Below are 19,337 nucleotides of genomic sequence, written 5' to 3'. Positions count from 1 at the left end.
TGTGGCAGCGCGATGTTTGAACTCAAGGACCTTCCTAGCTACGACACTCTGGTAAAGATGGGCGTCGAGTACCGCAACCCGGATGTGGATGGGTTGCAGGCTTGGCTTATCTGGGCTTCGGCTACCAGTGAAATGTTGTCGGCTTTTGAGGCCAATCTTGATCGCACTTCCGGTTTGTCGCAGACACAGTTTTTTGTGCTGATTCTGCTCAAACGCAATCCGGATGGCTTGAGCATAGGCACGCTGGCAGATGGGGTGTCGGTTACGTCGCAGACGATGACTCGCATTATTGATCGCATGGAAGTTGCCGGTTTATGTGATCGGGAGCAGCACCCTCAGGATCGTCGTGCCTGGTTGGTTCGCCTGACAGAGCATGGGGCCCAGGTTTTGGGTAAAGCCTTGCCGGCTCACTATGTGTGGGTGGCTGAGCTGATGAGTCATTTCGACGCGCAAGAACGCGATGTGCTTGTGCGCTTGATGCTCAAGCTCAATCAACAAGGCATCTTGCCCAAGACAAGCGGCGGCTGATTGTCGGCCGTTTTTTTTAAATAAATATGTAGCTTGCTGTATAACAGCTAGGAACATTTATCATGAAAGTATCTGCTAGTGATCCGCAAGCTGTCGGGACAGGTTTGCGTGCCTTGATGGTTGTCTGCGCTTTAGCGGTTGTTTCGCTGCTTTACCTGCCTTTGCCCATTCTTGGAGTCTTGAAGCAAAGCCATGGCATTGATGCGACGGGCATGGTGAGCAGTTTTGGGTTTGCCTACGCAGCCGGGTTTCTGATCTTTGGTCCCCTGTCCGATCGAGTGGGGCGTCGCAATGTCATGGTCGCAGGCCTGCTGGCCCTGGTGAGCGCGACGGTGGTGCTGGCCGTAGCAAGTACCTCCTGGTCCCTAATGGTCGGCCGTGTGTTGCAGGGCTTGGCGGCTTCTTCTTTCCCTCCCGTAGCGATTGCCTATCTGGCAGAGCGGGGTAGCCCACGTCAAAGGGTGTGGAGTGTGGCCTGGATGAGTACGGCATTTCTTTCCGCTGGTTTGTTGGGGCAGATTTATGGCGGACTGGTTGCTGGACCTTGGGGGCTGGCGGCTGCCTTTTGGCCGCTGTGTCTTGTATTCGCCTTGACGGCCTGGTGCCTGTGGAAGAAACCCGCTGATATGCAGGCGGGCCAAGGCTTAAGCGGATTTTTCAGCAATTACAAAGCCATAGGTGGCTTGTTGGCTGATGCACGACTGCGTCGTGTTTACCTGCCTGCATTCTTCCTGCTGATGTGTTTTGTTGCTTTCTACATGACTTTGGATAGCAAGCTCGGGATGCAATTTGCGCAGTTGGGAATGTCTCCTTTGATGACACGGGCTGTGGTGGCGCCTGCTTTTTTGATGCCCCTGCTGGTGGCTGTCGTGATGCCGAAGCTAGGGCCTCAGCGAACCTTATGCTCTGGATTAGCGTGTGCCGCTGCTGGCTTGGCCTTGAGTGCATGGGCTGGGGAAGAGCATCTGATGGCTTTGCTGAGTGCCAGTTTCCTGTTTGTGGCTGGGCTGGGCATCAGCGTTCCTAGCCTGATTGCCCGAGTGGCAGCAGTCAGCGATATCTCGGTGCGGGGATTGGCCGTGTCGCTCTACACCTTTGTGCTGTTTATTGGCGCAAGTCTGGGGCCATGGCTGGCTCAACAGACTGCGGATATGACTTTGGCCAGCACCTATTTGCTGTTTGCCGGTGTATTGGCCATCTGCGCGATCTACGCCGTTTTTTCCAACTAGGAGTTCACAACGATGCGAGTTCGTCTTCCCCTTTCTGCTGTGCTTGCTGTTGCAACGTTGCAAGCTGCCTGGGCTTTTCCTGTGCAGACACAGAACAGTCTTTCTACTACGGAGAATGTCATGAGTACCACAATCAATAATCCGGCTGCCGCCTTTGTTCCTGAGGCTTACGTTCAAGTGGCCCAGCGGGCTGTCAGCGTGGATGGTGAAGCCGTTGTATTGACTCGTTATGAGCGTGAAGATGGTCGAAATTCAGGTTTGGAAGGTGAGCACTTCAGCTCTGTAGTGTCTGAGTCCGGGCGGCTGAAGGGCTTTGCGCATATCTCTTTGGACCTGGTGGATCGGCCCTTGCCCAGCGCTGAACGTAGTGAGGCGATCGCTCGTGCTTTCTTGAAGGAGCATGCCCCTGACCTGTTGCCAAAAATGGAGATTCATTGGGTCGATACCCATGATGAGCCTATCCGTGTAGAGCGGAATGGTCGTACCGAAACAGTGGCCTTGACCGGTATGAAAGTGAAGGCGCGCAACCTGGAGGATCGCCTGTGGTTCTGGGTCATTGTTGGGCCGGATGAGCAGCCCATAGTGTTCGAGCGCGACATTACCTGGATTACTTTCCCTGGCCATCGCAAGACAGAGAAGTGGCTGCATGATAGTTGGCTGAAGCAGCAAAAGACGGATTTTGCTAAGGGCACCCAAGGTGTTTAAGCTGCTTCCAGGGAGTATTTGACGCTACGTTGACAAGGCCCCGGTTCCGGTTTGGAAAGCCTTTGTGCAAGCGCAGTTTTAGCCGTTCAGGCCAAGACTGCGCGTGTTGGATTCAAGCCTTCCTCAGCCTTTATTTCATATATGGAATATCGTTTCTTACAGCTTTTTTAGCTTGATGCCTTTTTAAGCGGACAAAACTGTCCGTATAATTTCGGAATGAAAAACCGGAATTTACCTAATCGTTCTGATGCCTTGGAACGCCGGGAACTGTTGCTGGATGCGGCTAACACGGTCTTTAGCAAGTGTGGTGTCACGGCCCCTTTGGATCAGGTTGTGTCGCAGGCAGGGGTAGGACGGGCGACGCTCTATCGCAATTTCCCTGATCGGGCTGCCTTGATGGAGGCGTTGCTGATACGGGCAGCAGACCGGATTGAAGAGCGCTTCTTAAGCAAGCGCAAAGGCAATGCCCAGGACTTCAAGGTCTTGATGCAGGTGCTGGCAGGGTTCGCGCTGGAGTCGGCTCCCATGTCGGATTACTGGAAGGCGATTGACCCCAATCACCCCACCATTGTGGGGGTGCGCGCACGTTTGGTTGATCTGGCGCGCGAACCCTTGGCAATGGGGCAGGCCGCCGGGCAGTGCAACCCGGCCTTGCAGCCCACGGACATTCCCTTGTTGATTGGCATGCTGGCTGCCAGCTTGCGGGGGCGCACGGACAAGGAAAGGCTACTGTTCGTAAAACGCTCGCTGAAGTTCTTGTGTGAAGGCGTGTTGTTGCAGGTGGACCGTAATGCTCCCGATTGGGAGCCTGAATGAGTCAGTACATCAAGCCGCATCCACATTGGGAGGAGCATGAAAAGCCCTTCATGCCGGGCTCGCCATCGGCACCTCATCATGAATCGCATATCCGTGTGGCTTATGGTCTGGTTGCGATTCTGGTTGGTTTGACAGGTGGTTTGGGTAATGCCCTGGTGTCGGTGAATTTGCCGACGCTGCAAGGGGAGCTGGGTTTGACGCCCTCCGAGGCAGCCTGGTTGCCCGCAGCCTATGCCATGGTCAATATCACCGCCAATTTGCTGGTGTTCAAGTTCAGGCAGCAATATGGCATGCGCCTGTTTGCCGAGATAGGCCTGGGTTTGTATGCCGTTCTGGCTTTGCTTCATTTATCCATTAATAGTGCTGAATCGCTGATTTTTCTGCGTGGTGCCAGCGGGTTTTCTGGTGCGGCGGCCAGCACCCTGGGCGTCTTGTACATGCTGCAAGCTTTCCCCAGACGCCTGCTAGGTAAGGCTTTGGTGCTGGGAGTGAGTATCACGCAAATGGCGACGCCCTTGGCCTGGGTGCTGTCGCCGTCCTTGATAGAGCTGGGGAATTGGCACGGCCTGTATAGCTTTGAGGCGGGCATGGCCTTGTGCTCCTTTGCGGCAGTAGTGCTGTTGAAGTTGCCCCCCGGCTATCAGATCAAGGCGTTTGAAAAACTGGACTTCCTGGCTTTTGCCTTGTTTGCTCCGGCTGCCGGTTTGCTGATCGCATTCTTGACGCAAGGCTATATCCGCTGGTGGTTCAACGACACAAGCCTGGCCTGGATGGCGATGGCGTCCTTGTTCCTGTTCACCGTCTGTTCGTTTCTGGAATATCACCGCGTCAATCCTTTGCTGAAAGTGCGGTGGTTGGCGCAGGGTTCCACCATTTACTTTGCCGTCGGGGCCATGATTTTGCGCTTCATCACGACCGAGCAGAACTACGGCATGGTCAATATGCTGCGCAGTTTGGGCATGGGCTCGGAGCAGATGCAGCCTTTGTTCTGGGTGGTGTTTGTGGGCATTGTGTGCGGCATTGTGCTCAGCGCCATCACTTTTGGGCCCAAGACGATTCTGGTACAGGTGTTTGCCGCGATTTTGCTGATTGGCGTGTCCAGCTTCATGGATTTTGGGCGTACCAGCCTGGACCGCCCGCAGGACTTTTTCTATAGCCAGTTCGTGCTGTCCATTGGCGCGGGCATGTTCATGGGACCTTTGGTGATGATTGGCTTCAAGCAAGCCTTCAAGTATGGCCCTGACCATATCGTGACTTTTATTGTGCTGCTCAATGTCACTCAGACTTTGGGCGGATTGATGGGCACCGCGACCTTGAGCACGTTTCAGCAGCAGCGCCAGCAGCATCATTACGCGGCCATTGTCAGCCATGTGAATGTGGCTGAGCCTTTGGTGGCCAATCGTCTGAAACAGCAGCAACAGGCGGTGGGGCCAATGGTGACTGATCCCATGTTGAGGGCGGCGACGGGCACGGCTCAGTTGGCACAGATTGCCCGCCGCGAGGCCAGTGTCAGGGCGTACAACGATGTTTTTCTGTTGATTGGCATTCTGGCGACGGGCTTTTTGCTGTGGCCCGTGTTGCTGGCCGCTGGCCCCGCTATTCAGTCCAGACGAGCGCAAGCCGCTGCTGGCACTTCTTCGAATTCTTAAACCTGGTCCGTATTTATGAGTCAAGACACTTCATCTGAAAATCAGGATCGCAATAGTGAGCTTGCCGCGCCGACAGACTCGGATAACGATGGCAAGCTGGGTCCGAATACTGAACCTTCTCTGCCGCCCAAGATCATCAAACCCAGCAAACGCAGTGTCATTGCGATGGCCTTTGTATTGTTGGGAGGTTTGCTGTTGATCTTGTGGGCTTGGAACCTGGGGCCGTTCAACACCACTCGTGTCACTACCGACAACGCCTATGTACGTGGGCAAATGACGGTGCTGGCACCGCAGGTAAGCGGTTATGTGTCCGAGGTACTGGTGCAGGACTTTGAGCGAGTTCAGGCGGGCCAGCCTTTGGTGCGCATTGATGAGCGCATTTATAAAGAAAAACTGCATCAGGCGCAGGCTCAACTGGATGCGGCTTTGGCTGAGTTGGCGAATCTGGATCAAGCCCAGGCACAGAACCGCGCCAGCCTGGATGCTCGCAAGGCGGCCTTGGTGTCGGCTCAGGCTGAAGCCCGTCGCTCCGAGGCGGATCGTAATCGTGCCAGGGAATTGGCAAACAAAGGTTCGATCTCGGTACGAGAGCGAGATCAGGCTGTAGCGACTGCCGAGCTGGGGCGCGGCAATATGCTGCAAGCCAAGGCAAACATTGCGATTGCCGAAGAAACCATCAAGTCCACCGAGGTGGCTCGGGCGACCTTGCAGGCCAAGGTGAAATCCGCTGAAGCCGCCTTGGGTTTGGCTCGCATCGATATGGATAACACCGTGGTGACCGCGCCCGCAGCCGGTCAGATCAGCGAAGCGTCTGTGCGTCAGGGGCAGTATGTGACGGCAGGTTCGCAACTGCTGTTTCTGGTGCCGGATACCCGTTGGGTAGTGGCGAACTTCAAGGAAACGCAGACGGCGGGTATTCATGTGGGGCAGGTGGCCCGATTCACCGTTGATGGTCTGGATGGCACAGAGTTTCAAGGTCATGTAGAGCGTATTGCCCCGGCCACGGGCTCCGAGTTTTCCGTGCTGCGCGCGGATAATGCCAGTGGCAACTTCACCAAGGTTGTTCAGCGCTTGCCGGTACGCATTGCTATCGATGCGGATCAGCCCGGTATGGAGCGTTTGCGACCTGGCATGTCCGTGATTGCCAAGGTGGATATTTCCGATAAGCCTGATCAAACAAAACAGGAGCATGAACAATGATCCTGTCTGCAAGAACGTATGGCATGGCCTTGTTAAGTGCTGCGGCGCTGTTGTCCGGCTGTATGCCTGCTTACCGGGTCGCACCCGAGCAGGCGCAGGTAACCGTGCCATCCGGGTGGATAGGAGCATTCTCTGAAGGCACAGTCGTTGATTCGGCCTGGTGGAAAGCCTTTAACGATCCTGGCTTGAGTGCACTTGTAGAAGCTGCCTTGGCACGTAATAACGATATCTTGAGTGCTGCTACCCGCATCGAACAGGCAAGGGCGGCCGTGCAGCTGGCGGATTCGTCCTTGGGCCCTTCCTTGTCTTTTGACACAGGCGCGCATGCAGAGCGGGCCCTGGGGCCTGGCGGTATGGCAATCAGCCGTGCGGTACAACCTGCCGTGCAATTGAATTGGGAGCTGGATCTATGGGGGCGCTTGAGTTCGCAGGCGAAAGCGGCTGAACTCAAACTGTCTGCTACGCAGGCGGATTATGATGCCATTGCCTTGAGCGTCGCCTCCGAGACAGCACGTACCTATATTGCCTTGCTGGGTCTGGATGCACAGTTGCAGCAGGCCAAGGCCACCTCTACCTCCCGGACAGAAGCCTTGCGCCTGGCGCAGGAAAAGTTTGATGCGGGCTATATCTCCCAGCTGGAGTTGACCCAGGCCCAGTCCGAGCTGGAAGCGGTAGCGCAGCATATTCCACAGCTGGAATTGGCGATTAGCCGTCATCACAATGCTTTGCGCCTCTTGTCCGGGGAGTTGCCTGCGGCTTATGAACAGAACTCCAGTTCCACCTTGTCGGCTTTAGAGCTGCCTGCACCGGGCTCTGGCTTGCCGTCCGAGCTGCTACGCCGCCGTCCTGATATTGCGCGAGCAGAGCTCGGTTTGGCTTCCAAGGACGCGTCCATGGCAGCCAGCCGGGCTGCCTTTTTGCCGCAGGTTTCCTTGTCGGCACGGGCAGGGGCTTTGTACGTCAGTGCCTTGAGTTATGACCCGACCAAGATCTGGAGTTTGGGTGGCAGCATTCTGGCACCAATTTTTGACCGTGGTCGTTTGCAGGCGCAGTTTGATTCTGCAACAGCCCAGCGCGATGAGGCGGCCTTTGCGTATCGCGGCGTTGTTTTGACGGCCTTTTCCGAAGTGGAAAACGCCTTGGCGGGCCAGCGTCGTTTTGCGGAAGAGTTAAGCCACGTGACCGCTCGTCGGGACGTCTTGAAGCGCTCCTTGGAACACGCCCGCAATCGCTATGAGGCTGGCTATGCGTCTTATCTGGAACAACTAGATGCGCAGCGGAATCTGTACGAGGCAGAAAACCAGGTCATCGCCGTGCGGGAAAACCAGTTGCAGAATATGGTGGATCTGTACAAGGCGCTGGGTGGCGGCTGGGATTATGAAAAGGCGATGAAGCGGGAGTAACTTGAAAGAGTCGGTAGAGGGGCCCTGTCAGGTGGAGCATGTGTTTTGCTGCTACTGCTCCCGCAAAATCCGCCGAATTTCCAGAATTGCCTCGGGCGTCTCCTGCACACTGTGGGAGAACGGAATCACCAGCTCCGAGGTCGCACCGGGCAGATGAGAGCTTTGATAAGGCACCAGTCCATCGTCCGAATACAGCAGGTCTTTTTTGGGCGTGTCGTTGGCGATAATGCTGTGATACCGCACTTGCGTGGAGATCGGCATTTTGGAGGTGATCTGCATGAATGGATCGCTGTCGCGCAGGCTTTCCACGCCATTGGGCAGAATCAGCATCTCATCTTTGGCGGGCGTGTTGCCAACCGCCACCTGGCTAAGTTTGTTGAGTTGAGTCACCACCGTAACCGGCAAGGTAATCAGTGCTGCCGCCAAGCGTGAAATACGATTTCCTGCAAACGGCGTGCCCTTGTGAGGCGCAGCAATAAAGATGGCTGTCGTCACGCCGGGCAGGGGAGAGAAGTGCACCACATTGCCAAACTCCTGATTCATTCTGGCAATGCTGACATCATCCATTTGATAACGGTCGCGGGCCGCGTCTTCCAGCAGATTATCGGACGAGGACACCAGCAAACGTCCCAGCACACCGCCCATGCTATGGCCGATCACCACGATATTGTTCGAGGCAACGGCTTTCCTGTCCGGATCAAAATGCCGGAAGGTTTCCGTTAGAGCTTTCCGAATCTCGGCATTGTTGTAGGGCAGGGGCAGGTTGGTCGGATAGTAGACCTGCCAGATCTGATAGCGATCCCGTAATTCCTCATCGCCCAGCACCTCATTGGCGACGTTAATCCAGGCTTCCGGGCTGCTGGCCAGGCCGTGTAGCATGATGATGACGCGGCGATTCGGGTCATAGGGTTGCAGCAGGAACACATGCGGGGATTCAATACCACCGTCCCGTCCCAGGACGGTGCGCAAAGCCTGGGTCGAGAAGTCCGAGCGCGCCAGCCATAGCCCGTAGGCAGAGGTGTAATTGGCCGCCAAGGGCACTTGCACGTCTTTCAGCTTGACGCTGGTTTGCTGGTACGGATCGTAGCCAATAATGGTGGCGTCGCGAGTTTGCAGAACCTGGGACAGGGTTTCGCCGGGGAAAGTAATAATCCCCGTCACTGCCTGGAAGGGCGGCTCGCTATAAGTGCTTTGAAAGCTGTTCGGCGTGACATCCTTTGACTCGTTCACGACCACCATCTCGGCTCCAAAACCGTCGCGCCGATAAATGCTGCGCACCCCGCGGAATGTTAATTGGGAGGCCGGAATCAGCTCATGGGGCTGAGGGGCGGCGGCATCGCGTACCTGGGACAGATCACCACGAATACGCCACCGACCAATCTCGATAGTTTTCTGGAAGGCGTAGCTGGTGTCGTGATACTTGGCAAACAGCAGCATGGTCGCTTGCTGTACCGCGTAGTTGTAGTAGTCACGCACCTGGGTCTGGCGGTCTTCAAATGCCCGGTCTCCTGGCCTGCGATCCGTGAAGAACAGATAGGCGTAGGCATAGCGGGCGCTTTGCAGATAGGCATCGAACAGCTCGGTCGAGAAGTCTGGCCGGGCATTGCGCCGACCTTGCAAGCGCAAGGCCTCTTGCGTCCAGATCTCGGCCAAGGTGGCCATGCGCTGCTCGGTGTCCAGATTCCACAGCTCTGTCAGCCTGGAAGAGCAGTGGGGAATATCTTTAGCGCATTGCTCGGGCGCGATAGCCAGACTGGTCAGCGTATCGCGTGCGGAGGCGCTGAGTTTATTAGTGGTAAGAATGTCGCCACGGCGTTGGGCAATGTAGTCCTCGGTGCTGACAGTGGCGATTTTGACGCCGGCGCAGCCGCTCAGCAGTATGGCCAGAACTGTGATGGCCCCAGCCTTGTGTAGCCCGCTCCTATGCTTGCCAGATACAAGCCGCTTCAAGCTGGTCGCGACGGCTTGTACCGGTGCCAGGTCAAGCAGCGTGTTCCGTACAGGATTAATCAAGGCCATCACGTTCTACAGTGGGTTCGTTGACGGGTTTAGAGGAGCTTGGTGCCGTGATACGGACTCAAGCAGCTGTCCAACGGCGTCAAATCGGCAGATTTGCGGAATGTATCCGTGTGCGAAATGCGATATTAACCTAAAGGCCTGGTACTGGCAGCAGCCGGATCTGGACTGTGTAAAGCGTGCTTAGTTTTCTTTGCTGCGGGCGCGGTAGGTGGCTGGTGTATTCAGTCTGTATGGAGGCACTGCGTTCGTAGGCGCAGCGTTCCAGGCATCGCTGCAATGTAGAGTGCTAATTCTTGATGAGGGGCTAGCTTTAAGCGTGTAGGGTGGACCCACATCAGAGCGGGGTGGAACTATCGGTTTGCTCTTATGGTGTTTTAGCTGCTCTAACGCTTGCCTGCAGCAGAAAAGAAAAAAGCCCAAACCGAAGTTTGGGCTTTTTGAATTTGGAGCGGGAGACGAGTCTCGAACTCGCGACCTCAACCTTGGCAAGGTTGCGCTCTACCAACTGAGCTACTCCCGCATTTTTTACTGCACTACCGACTTGTGACCAGAATTACTGGAGGCGCAAGCCGGAATCGAACCGACCTAGACGGATTTGCAATCCGCTGCATAACCACTCTGCCATTGCGCCGTGGTCGATTAAAAAGGGAAGCCTAGGCTTCCCTTAGGAATCTGGAGCGGGAGACGAGTCTCGAACTCGCGACCTCAACCTTGGCAAGGTTGCGCTCTACCAACTGAGCTACTCCCGCATTTTGCTGTGCAGATTGAATCTGTTTTCAGCGTTTTACTTATTAGCTATTGCTTATTAAGTAAAGAAAGCTAGTTTAGAGTGGCTATCTTTGTTTGTCAAGCGTTTTTGATATTTTGCTTAAGCTTTTTATCAGTACTGCCTAACGAACTAGCCTGCCTTCAAACTGCTTTTTGCTGCGAAACCGACGCTGCGCTAAGCAAGAACGTAACTATAGACTGCAGCAAAGAAGCTTGTCAATAGATTCTGTAAATTTTTCCGGAAAATTGTCTGTCCGAGCTATGCTTACTGCTTTCTTTGATGGTGGGACAGGGCCGTGGACAGGCAGCGTAATGTGGATTTGAGCTCTTTTAATACCTTGGGTTTGGGCAGCCGCGCGCGCGACCTGGTGGTGTATGACAATGTTACCCAGCTGCCTGCCTTGCAAGCGCTGGTGGAGCAGGGGGAGCGTATCTTTGTGCTGGGCGGTGGCAGCAATGTGGTGCTGGCCGAGCACGTTGATGCCCTGGTGATCAAGGTAGAAAGCAAAGGGATCTGTTTACTGCAAGAGCGGGACGATGCCTATATTGTGGAGGCGCAGGCGGGTGAATGCTGGCATGATTTTGTGCAGTATTGTTTGAATCAAGGCTGGCCCGGTCTGGAGAACCTGGCTTTGATTCCCGGTACGGTAGGTGCTGCGCCTGTACAAAATATTGGTGCTTATGGCTTGGAGCTGGAGCAGCGGGTGCACAGTGTACTGGCCTGGAGTTTTAAGGAAGGCAAAGAGGTGGAACTGTCTGCGGCCGAGTGTGGCTTTGCTTATAGAGACAGTCGCTTCAAGCACGACCCGGCCGGGAGCTGGTTGATTCTGGCGGTGCGCTTTGCCTTGCCGCGTCAGTGGAAGCCGGTGCTGGAGTACCCCGATCTTAATAAGCAAGCTCATTTGGCGGGGGAGCCAGACCCTCAACGTATTTTTGATGCGGTTTGCCAGATTCGCCGTCAAAAATTGCCTGACCCTCGTGTCTTGGGTAATGCGGGCAGTTTCTTCAAGAATCCCCTTGTGCAGACCGAGCAGCGTGATGCCTTGAAGCAGCAATGGCCCAATCTGGTTTCTTATGAAGTTGGACAGGGCCAATGCAAACTAGCGGCGGGCTGGTTGATTGACCAGTGTGGCTGGAAAGGCAAGCGTGATGGTGCCGTGGGCGTGCACGATCGCCAGGCTTTGGTGCTGGTGAATCATGGTGGCGGAACTGCGCATGATATTGAACGCCTGGCCCAGGCGATTCGGGGTTCTGTTCGGGAACGCTTCGGCGTGGAGTTGGAACAAGAGCCCGTTATTGTCAATTAAACATCGACCGCGCCCCACCATCGCAGAGTTTGTGCCAGATGGTGGCGCACGGCTTCCATGGCCGCTTCGGGGTTTCCTGCCTGTAGCGTATCCAGAATCTGTAAATGCTCCTTCATGGCGGGCACAATGCGCTCGGGTAATGGGCGGCGCGAGTGCTGCAGAACATTGATGCGATCACAGTTCTCTTCGTAGATCGTCATGGCCGAGCGGTTCTGCAGCGCTTGAGCCAGATAGCGATGCAAGGCCCAGTCCACTTCCATGGCCTGAATCTGCAAAGCGGTGGTAACAAGGCCGCTTTGTGCCTGCTCCAGAATCTTCTCGTGTTTGTCCCGCAAGCTCTCCAATGCGGGCTGCTTGGCACAGCTAGCCAGTATCCTGGCCCCCTCCTGATCAAAGACACAGCGCAGTTGGAAGCATTCCCGCAGCGCTTCCGTGGTTGCCTCCAGAACCAGCACTCCCCGCTTGGGCAGGATGGACACCAGCCCGGCAGCCGCCGCGCGCTTGACCGCTTCACGCACTGGGGCCAGAGGGAAGTCGCTTAATTTCATCAGCTCCGCCATCGACACCATCTGCCCCGCGCGAACCTGCCCTGTAGCCAATAAATGACGAAATGCCTGAAACGCCTGGGTGGCCAGCAAAGTGTCATCAGAGGAGGAGGGAATACTCATTTGGCGTCTCCGGTTTGTACTTGTAGGGGTTTTTACGACTGCTTGTGCATATTCGATTTTAATTATATTCGGTATTTCATATTGAATATATGCTGACATGTCAGATGAGATTTTAGATTGATGGATTGCTGGTAGCGACACGGCAGCGCTTACAAAACAACAGGAGACAACGATGCGTTTTTTGTACAGAACCTTGTTTGGACAGGTCATTGTGGCCTTGATACTGGGAGTCCTGGCGGGTGTGATCTGGCCGGATTTCGCCGCCTCGCTCAAACCCTTTGGTGATGGTTTTATCAAGCTGATCAAAATGATCGTGGCTCCCTTGGTGTTTTGTGTCGTGGTGCACGGAATTTGTGGCAGCAGCGATTTGAAGAAGGTGGGGCGTGTTGGGGTGAAGGCCCTGATTTACTTTGAGGTTGTCACCACCTTTGCCTTGGCCTTGGGCATTTTGCTGGGCTACTTCTTTACGCCTGGGCATGGGATGAATGTAGACCCCAGTACCCTGGACGCCAGTGCCATGGCTGCATATACCTCGCGAGTGGAGCAAAGCACAGATACCGTCGGGTTTTTAATGAAGATTATTCCGACGACGTTTGTGGATGCCTTTGCGTCAGGCGATATTTTGCAGGTGCTGCTGATTGCAATTTTGTTCGGTTTGGCGGTTGCCTTGCTGGGGGAGCGGGGCCGTCCGGTAGCATCGGCGGTAGAGACGCTGTCCCATGTGTTCTTCAAAATTATTGGTTTCATCGTCCGTTTGGCACCCTTGGGCGTGCTGGGAGCCGTCGCTTTTACGGTTGGCGAATACGGGCTTGGCACCTTGGGCAAGCTGGGCCTGCTGGTTGTACTGTTTTATGTGACGTGCGCCATTTTTGTGCTGGGCGTCTTGGGGCTGATCCTGCGCATGACCGGCTTTAGCATCATCAAGCTGTTGAAGTATTTGCGCGAGGAATTGCTGGTTGTACTGGGCACAGCGTCGTCTGATGCAGTCTTGCCCCAAGTGATGCGCAAGCTCGAGCGTATGGGTATCAAGCAATCCACTGTAGGTTTGGTGGTGCCAACAGGTTATTCCTTTAACCTGGATGGTTTTTCGATCTACCTGACCTTGGCCGCCGTGTTTATTGCACAGGCAACCAATACCCCCTTGTCCTTTATCGATTTGATGACCATTTTGGCCATTTCCATGTTGACCTCCAAAGGGGCGCACGGTGTGCCGGGGTCTGCCATTGTGATTCTGGCAGCGACCTTGAGTGCGGTTCCTGCTATTCCGGCCATTGGTCTGGTGCTGGTTTTGTCCGTTGACTGGTTCATGGGTATGGCGCGGGCCTTGACCAACTTGATTGGTAATTGCGTAGGAACCGTGGTGGTGGGCGCCTGGGAAGGTGACGTGGACCGAGAGCGGGCTCATGCTGTTTTGGATGGGCGTGTTCACGTTGATCTGAGCCAGGACAGTAATGGCAATTAAGCCGAACCGTTCATGAGCTTAAAACCCGTGTCAGCCAAATCGGCTGAAACGGGTTTTTTATTGAGCCTTAAGTCTACTAATCATCAATTAAATCAGAGCATTAAGCTGAAACTTCCTCCAGCGAACGCCCCTTGGTTTCCACCCCCAATGCAATCACCACCAACGCTGCAATAGAAAAGGAAATAGCCCCCAAGGTGAAAACGCCTGCATGACCGGTCCAGGGCAGGATAAAGCCCACCAGCAGCGGTCCGAATAAGGAACCCAGTCGGCCAATGGAAGAGGCAAAGCCCGCGCCTGTGCTGCGTGTCCGTGTGGGGTACAGCTCGGGGGTGTAGGCATACAAAACCGACCACATGCCAAACATGAAGAACTGCATGCACAAACCAGCGCCAATCAGTTGAGCAACAGGCGCCTGACTGGTGGCGACGTGGCCATAGATAAAGGCACAGCCGGCGCTACCGAACAGCATCAAGACCATGGTTGCCTTGCGACCCCATTTCTCCAGCAACCAGGCCGAGAAGATGAAGCCTGGAATACCGGCCAGGGAAATATAGATGGTGTAGGTAACGGACTTGGTGACTTCATATCCGGCTTGTTGCAATAGTGCGCCCAGCCAGGTGGTCAGACCGTAGTAGCCCAGCAAGGAGAAGAACCACAGCATCCACAGCATCAGGGTACGGCGGGCGTATTGGCCTTGCCAAAGCTGGGCAAACAGCGCGCCACGCTTAAGCTTCTCGCAAGGGGTGGGAGGCAGGGGAGAGGGCAGGGCCTGGCCGCCGTTGGCCTGAATAACTTTATGTTCAAAGGCCGTGGTGACTTGTTCGGCGCGGTCGTTATGGCCTGCTTCTTCCAGCCAGCGGGGGGACTCAGGAACCCAACGGCGGATCACAAACACAAACAGGGCAGGGATAGACAGGGCAATGAAGATCCCGCGCCAGCCTATATAGTCCAGGCTCAGGTAGGTCAGAATCCCGGCGCTGATAAAGCCCAGCGGCCAGAAGCCTTCCAGAATCGCGATGTACCGACCGCGACTTTTAGCGGGCACGATCTCCGAGACCATGGCCAGGCCGATGGGAAATTCCATTCCCATGCCAAACCCCAGCAGCACCCGGAACGCCATCAACTGCTCGACGTTTTGGGACAGGCCACAGGCCAGGCTGCCTACGCCCCAAAAAATCATGCTCCATTGAAAGACAGGTTTGCGCCCGTACTTGTCTGCCAGCATGCCCGCAATGGCAGCACCCAAAAACATGCCTAAAAAGCTGGAGCTGGCCAGCATCCCCGCCTGCGCGGTGCTGAGCCCCATTTCTGCTTTGATGGAACCTAAAACAAAAGTCATGATGCCCAGGTCCATGGAGTCAAAGAACCAGGCGGTCGCGATAATACCGAACAGCATGCGTTGATAGCGTGTCATGGGCAATCGCTCCAGGCGATTGGCCACATTGGGGGATACGGCTGTCATAGGTGTCTCCTGTAGGTCCGCTCTTGTGGCGGGTTTATGTATAGGTGACCTGCCGTCAGGCCATGGCAGGCCTTTTTTCTTCTACTGATATATTACATGGATACTAGTGGTGTTCATTTTAAGATTAAATAATGGTATGTACTTAGCTGGCTAATTAATTATGGGTCAGTGCTCCGGCTAAAGAGCCCTCAAAAGCGTGTTGAATAATGCGTTGATAGGCGCTGGTGCAGTCAGCAACCGGGAAGGCTTTGGCAAGACGAGTCACTTGCAGGGCGTCGCTCAACAGGCGCTCCAGCTGATGCTCTTGTACGCCGCATTGGCTCAGGTCAGAGGGGATGTCCAGTTGTTCGACCAGCGACCGCACATAGGCAGGCAGAGCCAGTAAGGTATCTTCCGGCTTGCCGGTTGGCATGCCCAGTAGTTGGGCGACTTCCAGCAATTCCGAGGCGCGGGTTTCACGCAGTTCGTCCAGAACGTAGGGCAGCAGCACGGCATTGGTGGTGCCGTGAGATTGATGCGTCAAACCTGCCAGTGCGTAGGCAATGCCGTGCACCGCATTCAGACCTGCCGTGCCGTAGGACAGGGCGGCATAGTAGCTGGCGCTGGCCATGCCATCACGGGCTTCAGTGTCGGTGCCGTCGCGATAGGTTCGCAGCATGTACTGGCCGCACAGGCGTATGGACTCGCGTGCAAACATCATGGTCAGGCTGGATCGGCCACTATAGCCAGGGTCGGGGCTGCCACCACGATCAAACAGGCTGGCATCCTGCGTCACAAAGGATTCAATCGCGTGGGTCAGGGCATCGATACCGGCGTCGGCAGTGACGCGGGGTGGGCAGCTATCGCTGAGTTCCGGGTCGATGACCGCAATGGCGGGACGCAGCGCATTGCCCATGACGGCAATTTTGGTGGCATTGTCGGGGTCGACCAGAATGGCTCCCGGTGTTGCTTCTGATCCCGTGCCGGAGGTGGTGGGCAGGGCGATCAAGGGCAAGGGCTTGGTGTGGGCGGGCCAGGTCCCGCTGTAGGTGCGTATGGGCTCCCCGGTGGGGACGGTCAGACACAGGGCTTTAGCCAGATCTATATTGCTGCCGCCGCCCAACGCCAATACGAAATCGATAGGGTGATCGGCCAGGTGGGCACGTACTTGCAGCGTGGCCTGATCACATAAGGTAGTGGAAGGATCTGGCTCGCCCCCATCAAAAACCACAAGTTCAATTCCCTGTTCTCTACAGGCGGCGATGTGGTCCTGAACCCAGGTGGTTTGAATGGTGAAAAAACGGTCGGTAATCAATAAGCCGCGACGCCAGCCCAGGTGGGCAATCAAGGCAGGTAGTTCATGGCGGCAGCCGCGTCCCATCAGGGTGCGGGGTGGTGGGCAAAAGAAAACGTGTGTGTTCATACGGCAGTCCTTGCGGTGTGTAGAGAGCAGAAGGGGTCTATCAATGAGGCGATTAGTTCAGTGTGTGAGCCCAGGATGCTGTGGCCCGCATCAGGCAGGCTGTGCAAGGTGGCTTGTGGCAGTGCCTGCGCCAACCGGTGGGCGTGCTCAATGGGACAGTCCTGATCCTGTTCGCCATGGATGATCAAAGAGGGGATGGAAATACGGGGAAGTTGCGCATACAGGTCGTGGTGCCGATTAGCCAGCCAGGTCCAGGCCACATCTTGATGACCTGCGGCCTCCAGCAGGCCCAGGCGCTGTTCCCGTTCTGCAATTTCTTGCAGCAAGGCAGGCGTGTCCTGGGCCTTGAACCATTGAGTCCGGTTCAGGCTGGCTGTGCCCGATAACAACAGCAGGGCTTGAGGCAGTGGGGCCTGTTCGTCCAGTAAAGTCAGACAGGTTTGCAGCACCACTGAGACGCCCAGGCTCCAGCCTGCCAGGACATAGGGCGTGTGTTCAGGCAAGGCTTGAATGCTGGCGCGTAGATCCTGCACAAAGCCGTCCAGCCCGTAATCTTCCTGGCTGGAGCCACGAAAGGCATCGCCTCGGCCTCGCAAGTCCGGGGTGTGCCAGGACATCAAATTCGAGCTGGCGTTGACTACTGGCAACCAGCTGCGATGGGTGCCCTGAATCCCATGCACGGCAATGATGGTGGTTTGTTTTGAATCGCAGGCAATGCTCATGTGGCTTCCTGGAGTAGATAAATACAACTAAGATATGAGGCTGTTGCCCAGTTCCGGCCTTGTACTTGCAGGGCCAGAGCAGGCGTCAGAGTTTGGGTGTCAGCAGCAAACGCTGCGTTTTAAAGGCAGGGTCAGCATGGTTACAAGCAAGCGGAAGGTAGCGGGAAAAGGGCAGGCTCAAGATGAGGTGCTGGACATCAAGGCCTTGACGGAACCCAAGCCCAAGCTCACAGACATTGCTTATGAGCGTTTGGAAGAAGCCATCATTACCCTGAAGCTGCCGCCGGGCAGCATCGTGTCCGAGCTGACCTTGAGCCAGATGTTCGAGATTGGCCGCACGCCGATTCGGGAGGCCATTCAACGGCTGGCACGCGAACATTTGATGCTGGTCTTGCCGCAGCGTGGGCTGTTGATTCCAGAGCTGGACATGCCCAAGCAACTGCGCCTGATCGAGACGCGACGGGAGATCGAGCGTCTGATCTGCCGTAGTGCGGCCAAACGGGCGACACGCGATCAACGCGAGCAATTCAAGAGCTTGCATGATGCTTTCCTGGAAGCAGCCACCCAGAACGATGAAGTCAGTTTTATCCGGGCAGATCGACGGTTGAATGAGCTGGAAATCGAGGCGGCTCGCAATGAGTTTGCCGAGGCAGCGATGCGTCTGACACATGGGCTATCCCGTCGTTTCTGGTTCTGCCACTATCAGCAAAATCCGGATTTAACGGAGATGGGCAGACTGCATGCCAACTTGGCGATGTCCATTGCCGGGGGCGATATGGACCAGGCCGGTCAAAGCCTGGATCTCTTGATGGACTACATCGAAGAACTCGCCCGCACGACCCTGATTTCCAGCTTGTAAGGACAGTCAGGGCCTTAGCTGGCCAGGCCACGCTCCAGGGCGTGGGCCTCTTCTTTTTTCAAGGCCGGGCCGTCCGTGGTGTCGCCGGTATCTTCAAAACGGAAACGGCGAATAATGGGCTTGAGCTCTTCCTTGACGTGCTTTTCGCTATAGCCATTGAACAGGTGGCCAAGCAGACCGCGACGTAGATCCGTAGTGCCCATGGCCCAGTCGGCGATCGGGAACGTCAGGTTCATGTTGTACTTCATCATGATGCCCTGATTGTGGTGGGCGGTATGGTGGCGGCGAATGGTGTTGATGAAGGGCATATTGCGTACAAAGCTGTTCTCATGCACATGACAGCAGTAGTGAAAGGCCTCGTACACCAGGTACTGCGCCACCATGGTCATGAATACAAAATAGCCTGCATTGGGGTTGATGATGGTTGCGGCCAGCCAGCCCAGAATCCCGCCGCCTACCCCCAACGTGGCCAGAACGCGCCAGGGGAAAAACACAATCCGGAACTCCTTGCTGGAATCAATCGTGGCTTCGTTGTCGGTGAAGTACTGGTGATGCTGGCGGGTGTGGCGTTCGTAGATTTCCCGCAAGCCAATGATGTTGATGCGTCGGTGCATCACATAACGATGCATGGCCCATTCAACAAAATTACCCGCCAGAAAAACGGGGATCACAATCAGCCATTCCCAACCTACCGGGCCTAGCTGGGTGATGCTGTAGTAAATCGCTGCCAAGCCCACGATATAGGTCACTACCACGTGAACAATGCCGTTGTAGGCGGGGCTGATGTTGGATTTGTAGTCCTCTCGGAACTTGCGTTGGCGTTCGCTCATCATGTCGGTTGTCTCCTGCGGGAAAAGGTTTATTCTTTAAATATCCAACTAACATATTAGTGATATTTTTTTCTGCGTCAAGCAGGGAAAACAGGGGGGAGGGAATGTGACAAGGGGGCGACTTAAGGGGAGAACCCGCCACAGCGTTTGGTGGAGCAGTTTTTCAGGCTGGGCTCAGGGCTGGTTTTGCCGTTTTACTGGCGAGCTTGGAGCTGCTTTTTTGTGATGAGGCGAGTTGGGAAGGGGCAGGACGGGACACACTGGATCAAGGCTGGAGCAGGAGAGGAAAGGACGAGTGAAGGACAAAG

General features: G+C 55.5%; 16 protein-coding genes and 3 tRNA genes. 10 read left to right on the top strand and 9 right to left on the bottom strand.

Features of this window, described 5'->3' with window-relative positions; translation table 11 throughout:
- The first annotated feature begins 12 nt into the window (after positions 1-12).
- The 7 genes from D0C27_RS13625 (at position 13) to D0C27_RS13595 (ending at position 7,530) form a co-directional block, all read left to right on the top strand.
- A complete protein-coding gene (locus tag D0C27_RS13625; protein WP_060186383.1) occupies positions 13-528 on the top strand; it encodes a MarR family winged helix-turn-helix transcriptional regulator in 516 nt (171 codons plus the stop codon).
- 62 nt (positions 529-590) lie between these two features.
- On the top strand, positions 591-1,757 hold the full coding sequence (locus D0C27_RS13620) for an MFS transporter (protein WP_137431167.1): 1,167 nt from the start codon (positions 591-593) through the stop codon (positions 1,755-1,757).
- 120 nt (positions 1,758-1,877) lie between these two features.
- Positions 1,878-2,462 (top strand): hypothetical protein, encoded by a 585-nt coding sequence (locus tag D0C27_RS13615; RefSeq protein ID WP_239054535.1) that lies wholly within the window; start codon positions 1,878-1,880, stop codon positions 2,460-2,462.
- 216 nt (positions 2,463-2,678) lie between these two features.
- Positions 2,679-3,278: a TetR/AcrR family transcriptional regulator gene (locus D0C27_RS13610; protein WP_009459745.1), complete on the top strand. Its 600-nt coding sequence runs from the start codon at positions 2,679-2,681 to the stop codon at positions 3,276-3,278.
- Positions 3,275-4,927 carry an MFS transporter gene (locus tag D0C27_RS13605; RefSeq protein WP_137431165.1) on the top strand — a complete coding sequence of 551 codons (1,653 nt, stop codon included), beginning with the start codon at positions 3,275-3,277 and terminating at the stop codon, positions 4,925-4,927. The genes D0C27_RS13610 and D0C27_RS13605 overlap by 4 nt, the downstream gene beginning before the upstream one ends.
- 15 nt (positions 4,928-4,942) lie before the next feature.
- Positions 4,943-6,127 (top strand): HlyD family secretion protein, encoded by a 1,185-nt coding sequence (locus D0C27_RS13600; protein ID WP_240688257.1) that lies wholly within the window; start codon positions 4,943-4,945, stop codon positions 6,125-6,127.
- Positions 6,124-7,530, top strand: a complete 1,407-nt coding sequence (locus D0C27_RS13595; protein WP_137431164.1) for an efflux transporter outer membrane subunit — start codon at positions 6,124-6,126, stop codon at positions 7,528-7,530. Before D0C27_RS13600 ends, D0C27_RS13595 begins: the two co-directional genes overlap by 4 nt.
- A gap of 51 nt (positions 7,531-7,581) precedes the next feature.
- Here the strand turns inward: D0C27_RS13595 and D0C27_RS13590 are convergent, their stop codons facing one another.
- The 4 genes from D0C27_RS13590 to D0C27_RS13575 form a co-directional block, all read right to left on the bottom strand.
- Positions 7,582-9,549 (bottom strand): esterase/lipase family protein, encoded by a 1,968-nt coding sequence (locus D0C27_RS13590; protein WP_137431163.1) that lies wholly within the window; start codon positions 9,547-9,549, stop codon positions 7,582-7,584.
- A gap of 444 nt (positions 9,550-9,993) precedes the next feature.
- A tRNA-Gly gene (locus D0C27_RS13585) sits at positions 9,994-10,069 on the bottom strand.
- Positions 10,070-10,106: 37 nt separating this feature from the next.
- A tRNA-Cys gene (locus tag D0C27_RS13580) sits at positions 10,107-10,180 on the bottom strand.
- Positions 10,181-10,222: 42 nt separating this feature from the next.
- A tRNA-Gly gene (locus D0C27_RS13575) sits at positions 10,223-10,298 on the bottom strand.
- A gap of 315 nt (positions 10,299-10,613) precedes the next feature.
- Here D0C27_RS13575 and murB point away from each other — a divergent pair.
- Positions 10,614-11,624, top strand: coding sequence for a UDP-N-acetylmuramate dehydrogenase (gene murB, locus D0C27_RS13570; protein WP_137431162.1), 1,011 nt, complete (start codon positions 10,614-10,616; stop codon positions 11,622-11,624).
- Here the strand turns inward: murB and D0C27_RS13565 are convergent.
- The gene (locus D0C27_RS13565) at positions 11,621-12,292 is read right to left on the bottom strand and encodes a GntR family transcriptional regulator (protein WP_009459563.1); all 672 of its coding nucleotides are present in this window, start codon (positions 12,290-12,292) and stop codon (positions 11,621-11,623) included. The genes murB and D0C27_RS13565 overlap by 4 nt on opposite strands.
- A 172-nt stretch (positions 12,293-12,464) precedes the next feature.
- Here D0C27_RS13565 and D0C27_RS13560 point away from each other — a divergent pair, with 172 nt between their 5' ends.
- Positions 12,465-13,754, top strand: a complete 1,290-nt coding sequence (locus D0C27_RS13560; RefSeq protein ID WP_088450611.1) for a C4-dicarboxylate transporter DctA — start codon at positions 12,465-12,467, stop codon at positions 13,752-13,754.
- 100 nt (positions 13,755-13,854) lie between these two features.
- On the opposite strand, the gene D0C27_RS13555 is transcribed toward D0C27_RS13560, so the two are convergent.
- The 3 genes from D0C27_RS13555 to D0C27_RS13545 form a co-directional block, all read right to left on the bottom strand.
- A complete protein-coding gene (locus D0C27_RS13555; protein WP_021446915.1) occupies positions 13,855-15,216 on the bottom strand; it encodes an MFS transporter in 1,362 nt (453 codons plus the stop codon).
- Between the two features lie 154 nt (positions 15,217-15,370).
- Positions 15,371-16,618, bottom strand: a complete 1,248-nt coding sequence (locus D0C27_RS13550) for an iron-containing alcohol dehydrogenase (protein WP_137431161.1) — start codon at positions 16,616-16,618, stop codon at positions 15,371-15,373.
- Entirely contained in the window at positions 16,615-17,340 is a 726-nt protein-coding gene (locus D0C27_RS13545) for an alpha/beta fold hydrolase (RefSeq protein WP_137431160.1), read from the bottom strand. Before D0C27_RS13545 ends, D0C27_RS13550 begins: the two co-directional genes overlap by 4 nt.
- A 136-nt stretch (positions 17,341-17,476) precedes the next feature.
- Between D0C27_RS13545 and D0C27_RS13540 the strand changes: the two genes are divergently transcribed.
- Positions 17,477-18,199: a GntR family transcriptional regulator gene (locus D0C27_RS13540; RefSeq protein WP_026483247.1), complete on the top strand. Its 723-nt coding sequence runs from the start codon at positions 17,477-17,479 to the stop codon at positions 18,197-18,199.
- A gap of 14 nt (positions 18,200-18,213) precedes the next feature.
- On the opposite strand, the gene D0C27_RS13535 is transcribed toward D0C27_RS13540, so the two are convergent.
- On the bottom strand, positions 18,214-19,032 hold the full coding sequence (locus D0C27_RS13535) for a sterol desaturase family protein (RefSeq protein WP_009459555.1): 819 nt from the start codon (positions 19,030-19,032) through the stop codon (positions 18,214-18,216).
- Between the last annotated feature and the right edge of the window lie 305 nt (positions 19,033-19,337).

This window comes from Alcaligenes faecalis (genome assembly GCF_005311025.1).
Classification (GTDB): domain Bacteria; phylum Pseudomonadota; class Gammaproteobacteria; order Burkholderiales; family Burkholderiaceae_B; genus Alcaligenes; species Alcaligenes phenolicus.
The sequence above is the reverse complement of the archived record's forward strand: the minus strand, read 5'-3'. Positions and strand labels throughout refer to the sequence as shown.

What these genes read in the sequence shown, in the direction of transcription:
- D0C27_RS13625 (WP_060186383.1), top strand. Translation starts at nt 13, where the DNA reads ATGTTTGAACTCAAGGACCTTCCTAGCTACGACACTCTGGTAAAGATG.
- D0C27_RS13620 (WP_137431167.1), top strand. Translation starts at nt 591, where the DNA reads ATGAAAGTATCTGCTAGTGATCCGCAAGCTGTCGGGACAGGTTTGCGT.
- D0C27_RS13615 (WP_239054535.1), top strand. Translation starts at nt 1,878, where the DNA reads ATGAGTACCACAATCAATAATCCGGCTGCCGCCTTTGTTCCTGAGGCT.
- D0C27_RS13610 (WP_009459745.1), top strand. Translation starts at nt 2,679, where the DNA reads ATGAAAAACCGGAATTTACCTAATCGTTCTGATGCCTTGGAACGCCGG.
- D0C27_RS13605 (WP_137431165.1), top strand. Translation starts at nt 3,275, where the DNA reads ATGAGTCAGTACATCAAGCCGCATCCACATTGGGAGGAGCATGAAAAG.
- D0C27_RS13600 (WP_240688257.1), top strand. Translation starts at nt 4,943, where the DNA reads ATGAGTCAAGACACTTCATCTGAAAATCAGGATCGCAATAGTGAGCTT.
- D0C27_RS13595 (WP_137431164.1), top strand. Translation starts at nt 6,124, where the DNA reads ATGATCCTGTCTGCAAGAACGTATGGCATGGCCTTGTTAAGTGCTGCG.
- D0C27_RS13590 (WP_137431163.1), bottom strand. Translation starts at nt 9,549, where the DNA reads ATGGCCTTGATTAATCCTGTACGGAACACGCTGCTTGACCTGGCACCG.
- D0C27_RS13565 (WP_009459563.1), bottom strand. Translation starts at nt 12,292, where the DNA reads ATGAGTATTCCCTCCTCCTCTGATGACACTTTGCTGGCCACCCAGGCG.
- D0C27_RS13560 (WP_088450611.1), top strand. Translation starts at nt 12,465, where the DNA reads ATGCGTTTTTTGTACAGAACCTTGTTTGGACAGGTCATTGTGGCCTTG.
- D0C27_RS13555 (WP_021446915.1), bottom strand. Translation starts at nt 15,216, where the DNA reads ATGACAGCCGTATCCCCCAATGTGGCCAATCGCCTGGAGCGATTGCCC.
- D0C27_RS13550 (WP_137431161.1), bottom strand. Translation starts at nt 16,618, where the DNA reads ATGAACACACACGTTTTCTTTTGCCCACCACCCCGCACCCTGATGGGA.
- D0C27_RS13545 (WP_137431160.1), bottom strand. Translation starts at nt 17,340, where the DNA reads ATGAGCATTGCCTGCGATTCAAAACAAACCACCATCATTGCCGTGCAT.
- D0C27_RS13540 (WP_026483247.1), top strand. Translation starts at nt 17,477, where the DNA reads ATGGTTACAAGCAAGCGGAAGGTAGCGGGAAAAGGGCAGGCTCAAGAT.
- D0C27_RS13535 (WP_009459555.1), bottom strand. Translation starts at nt 19,032, where the DNA reads ATGATGAGCGAACGCCAACGCAAGTTCCGAGAGGACTACAAATCCAAC.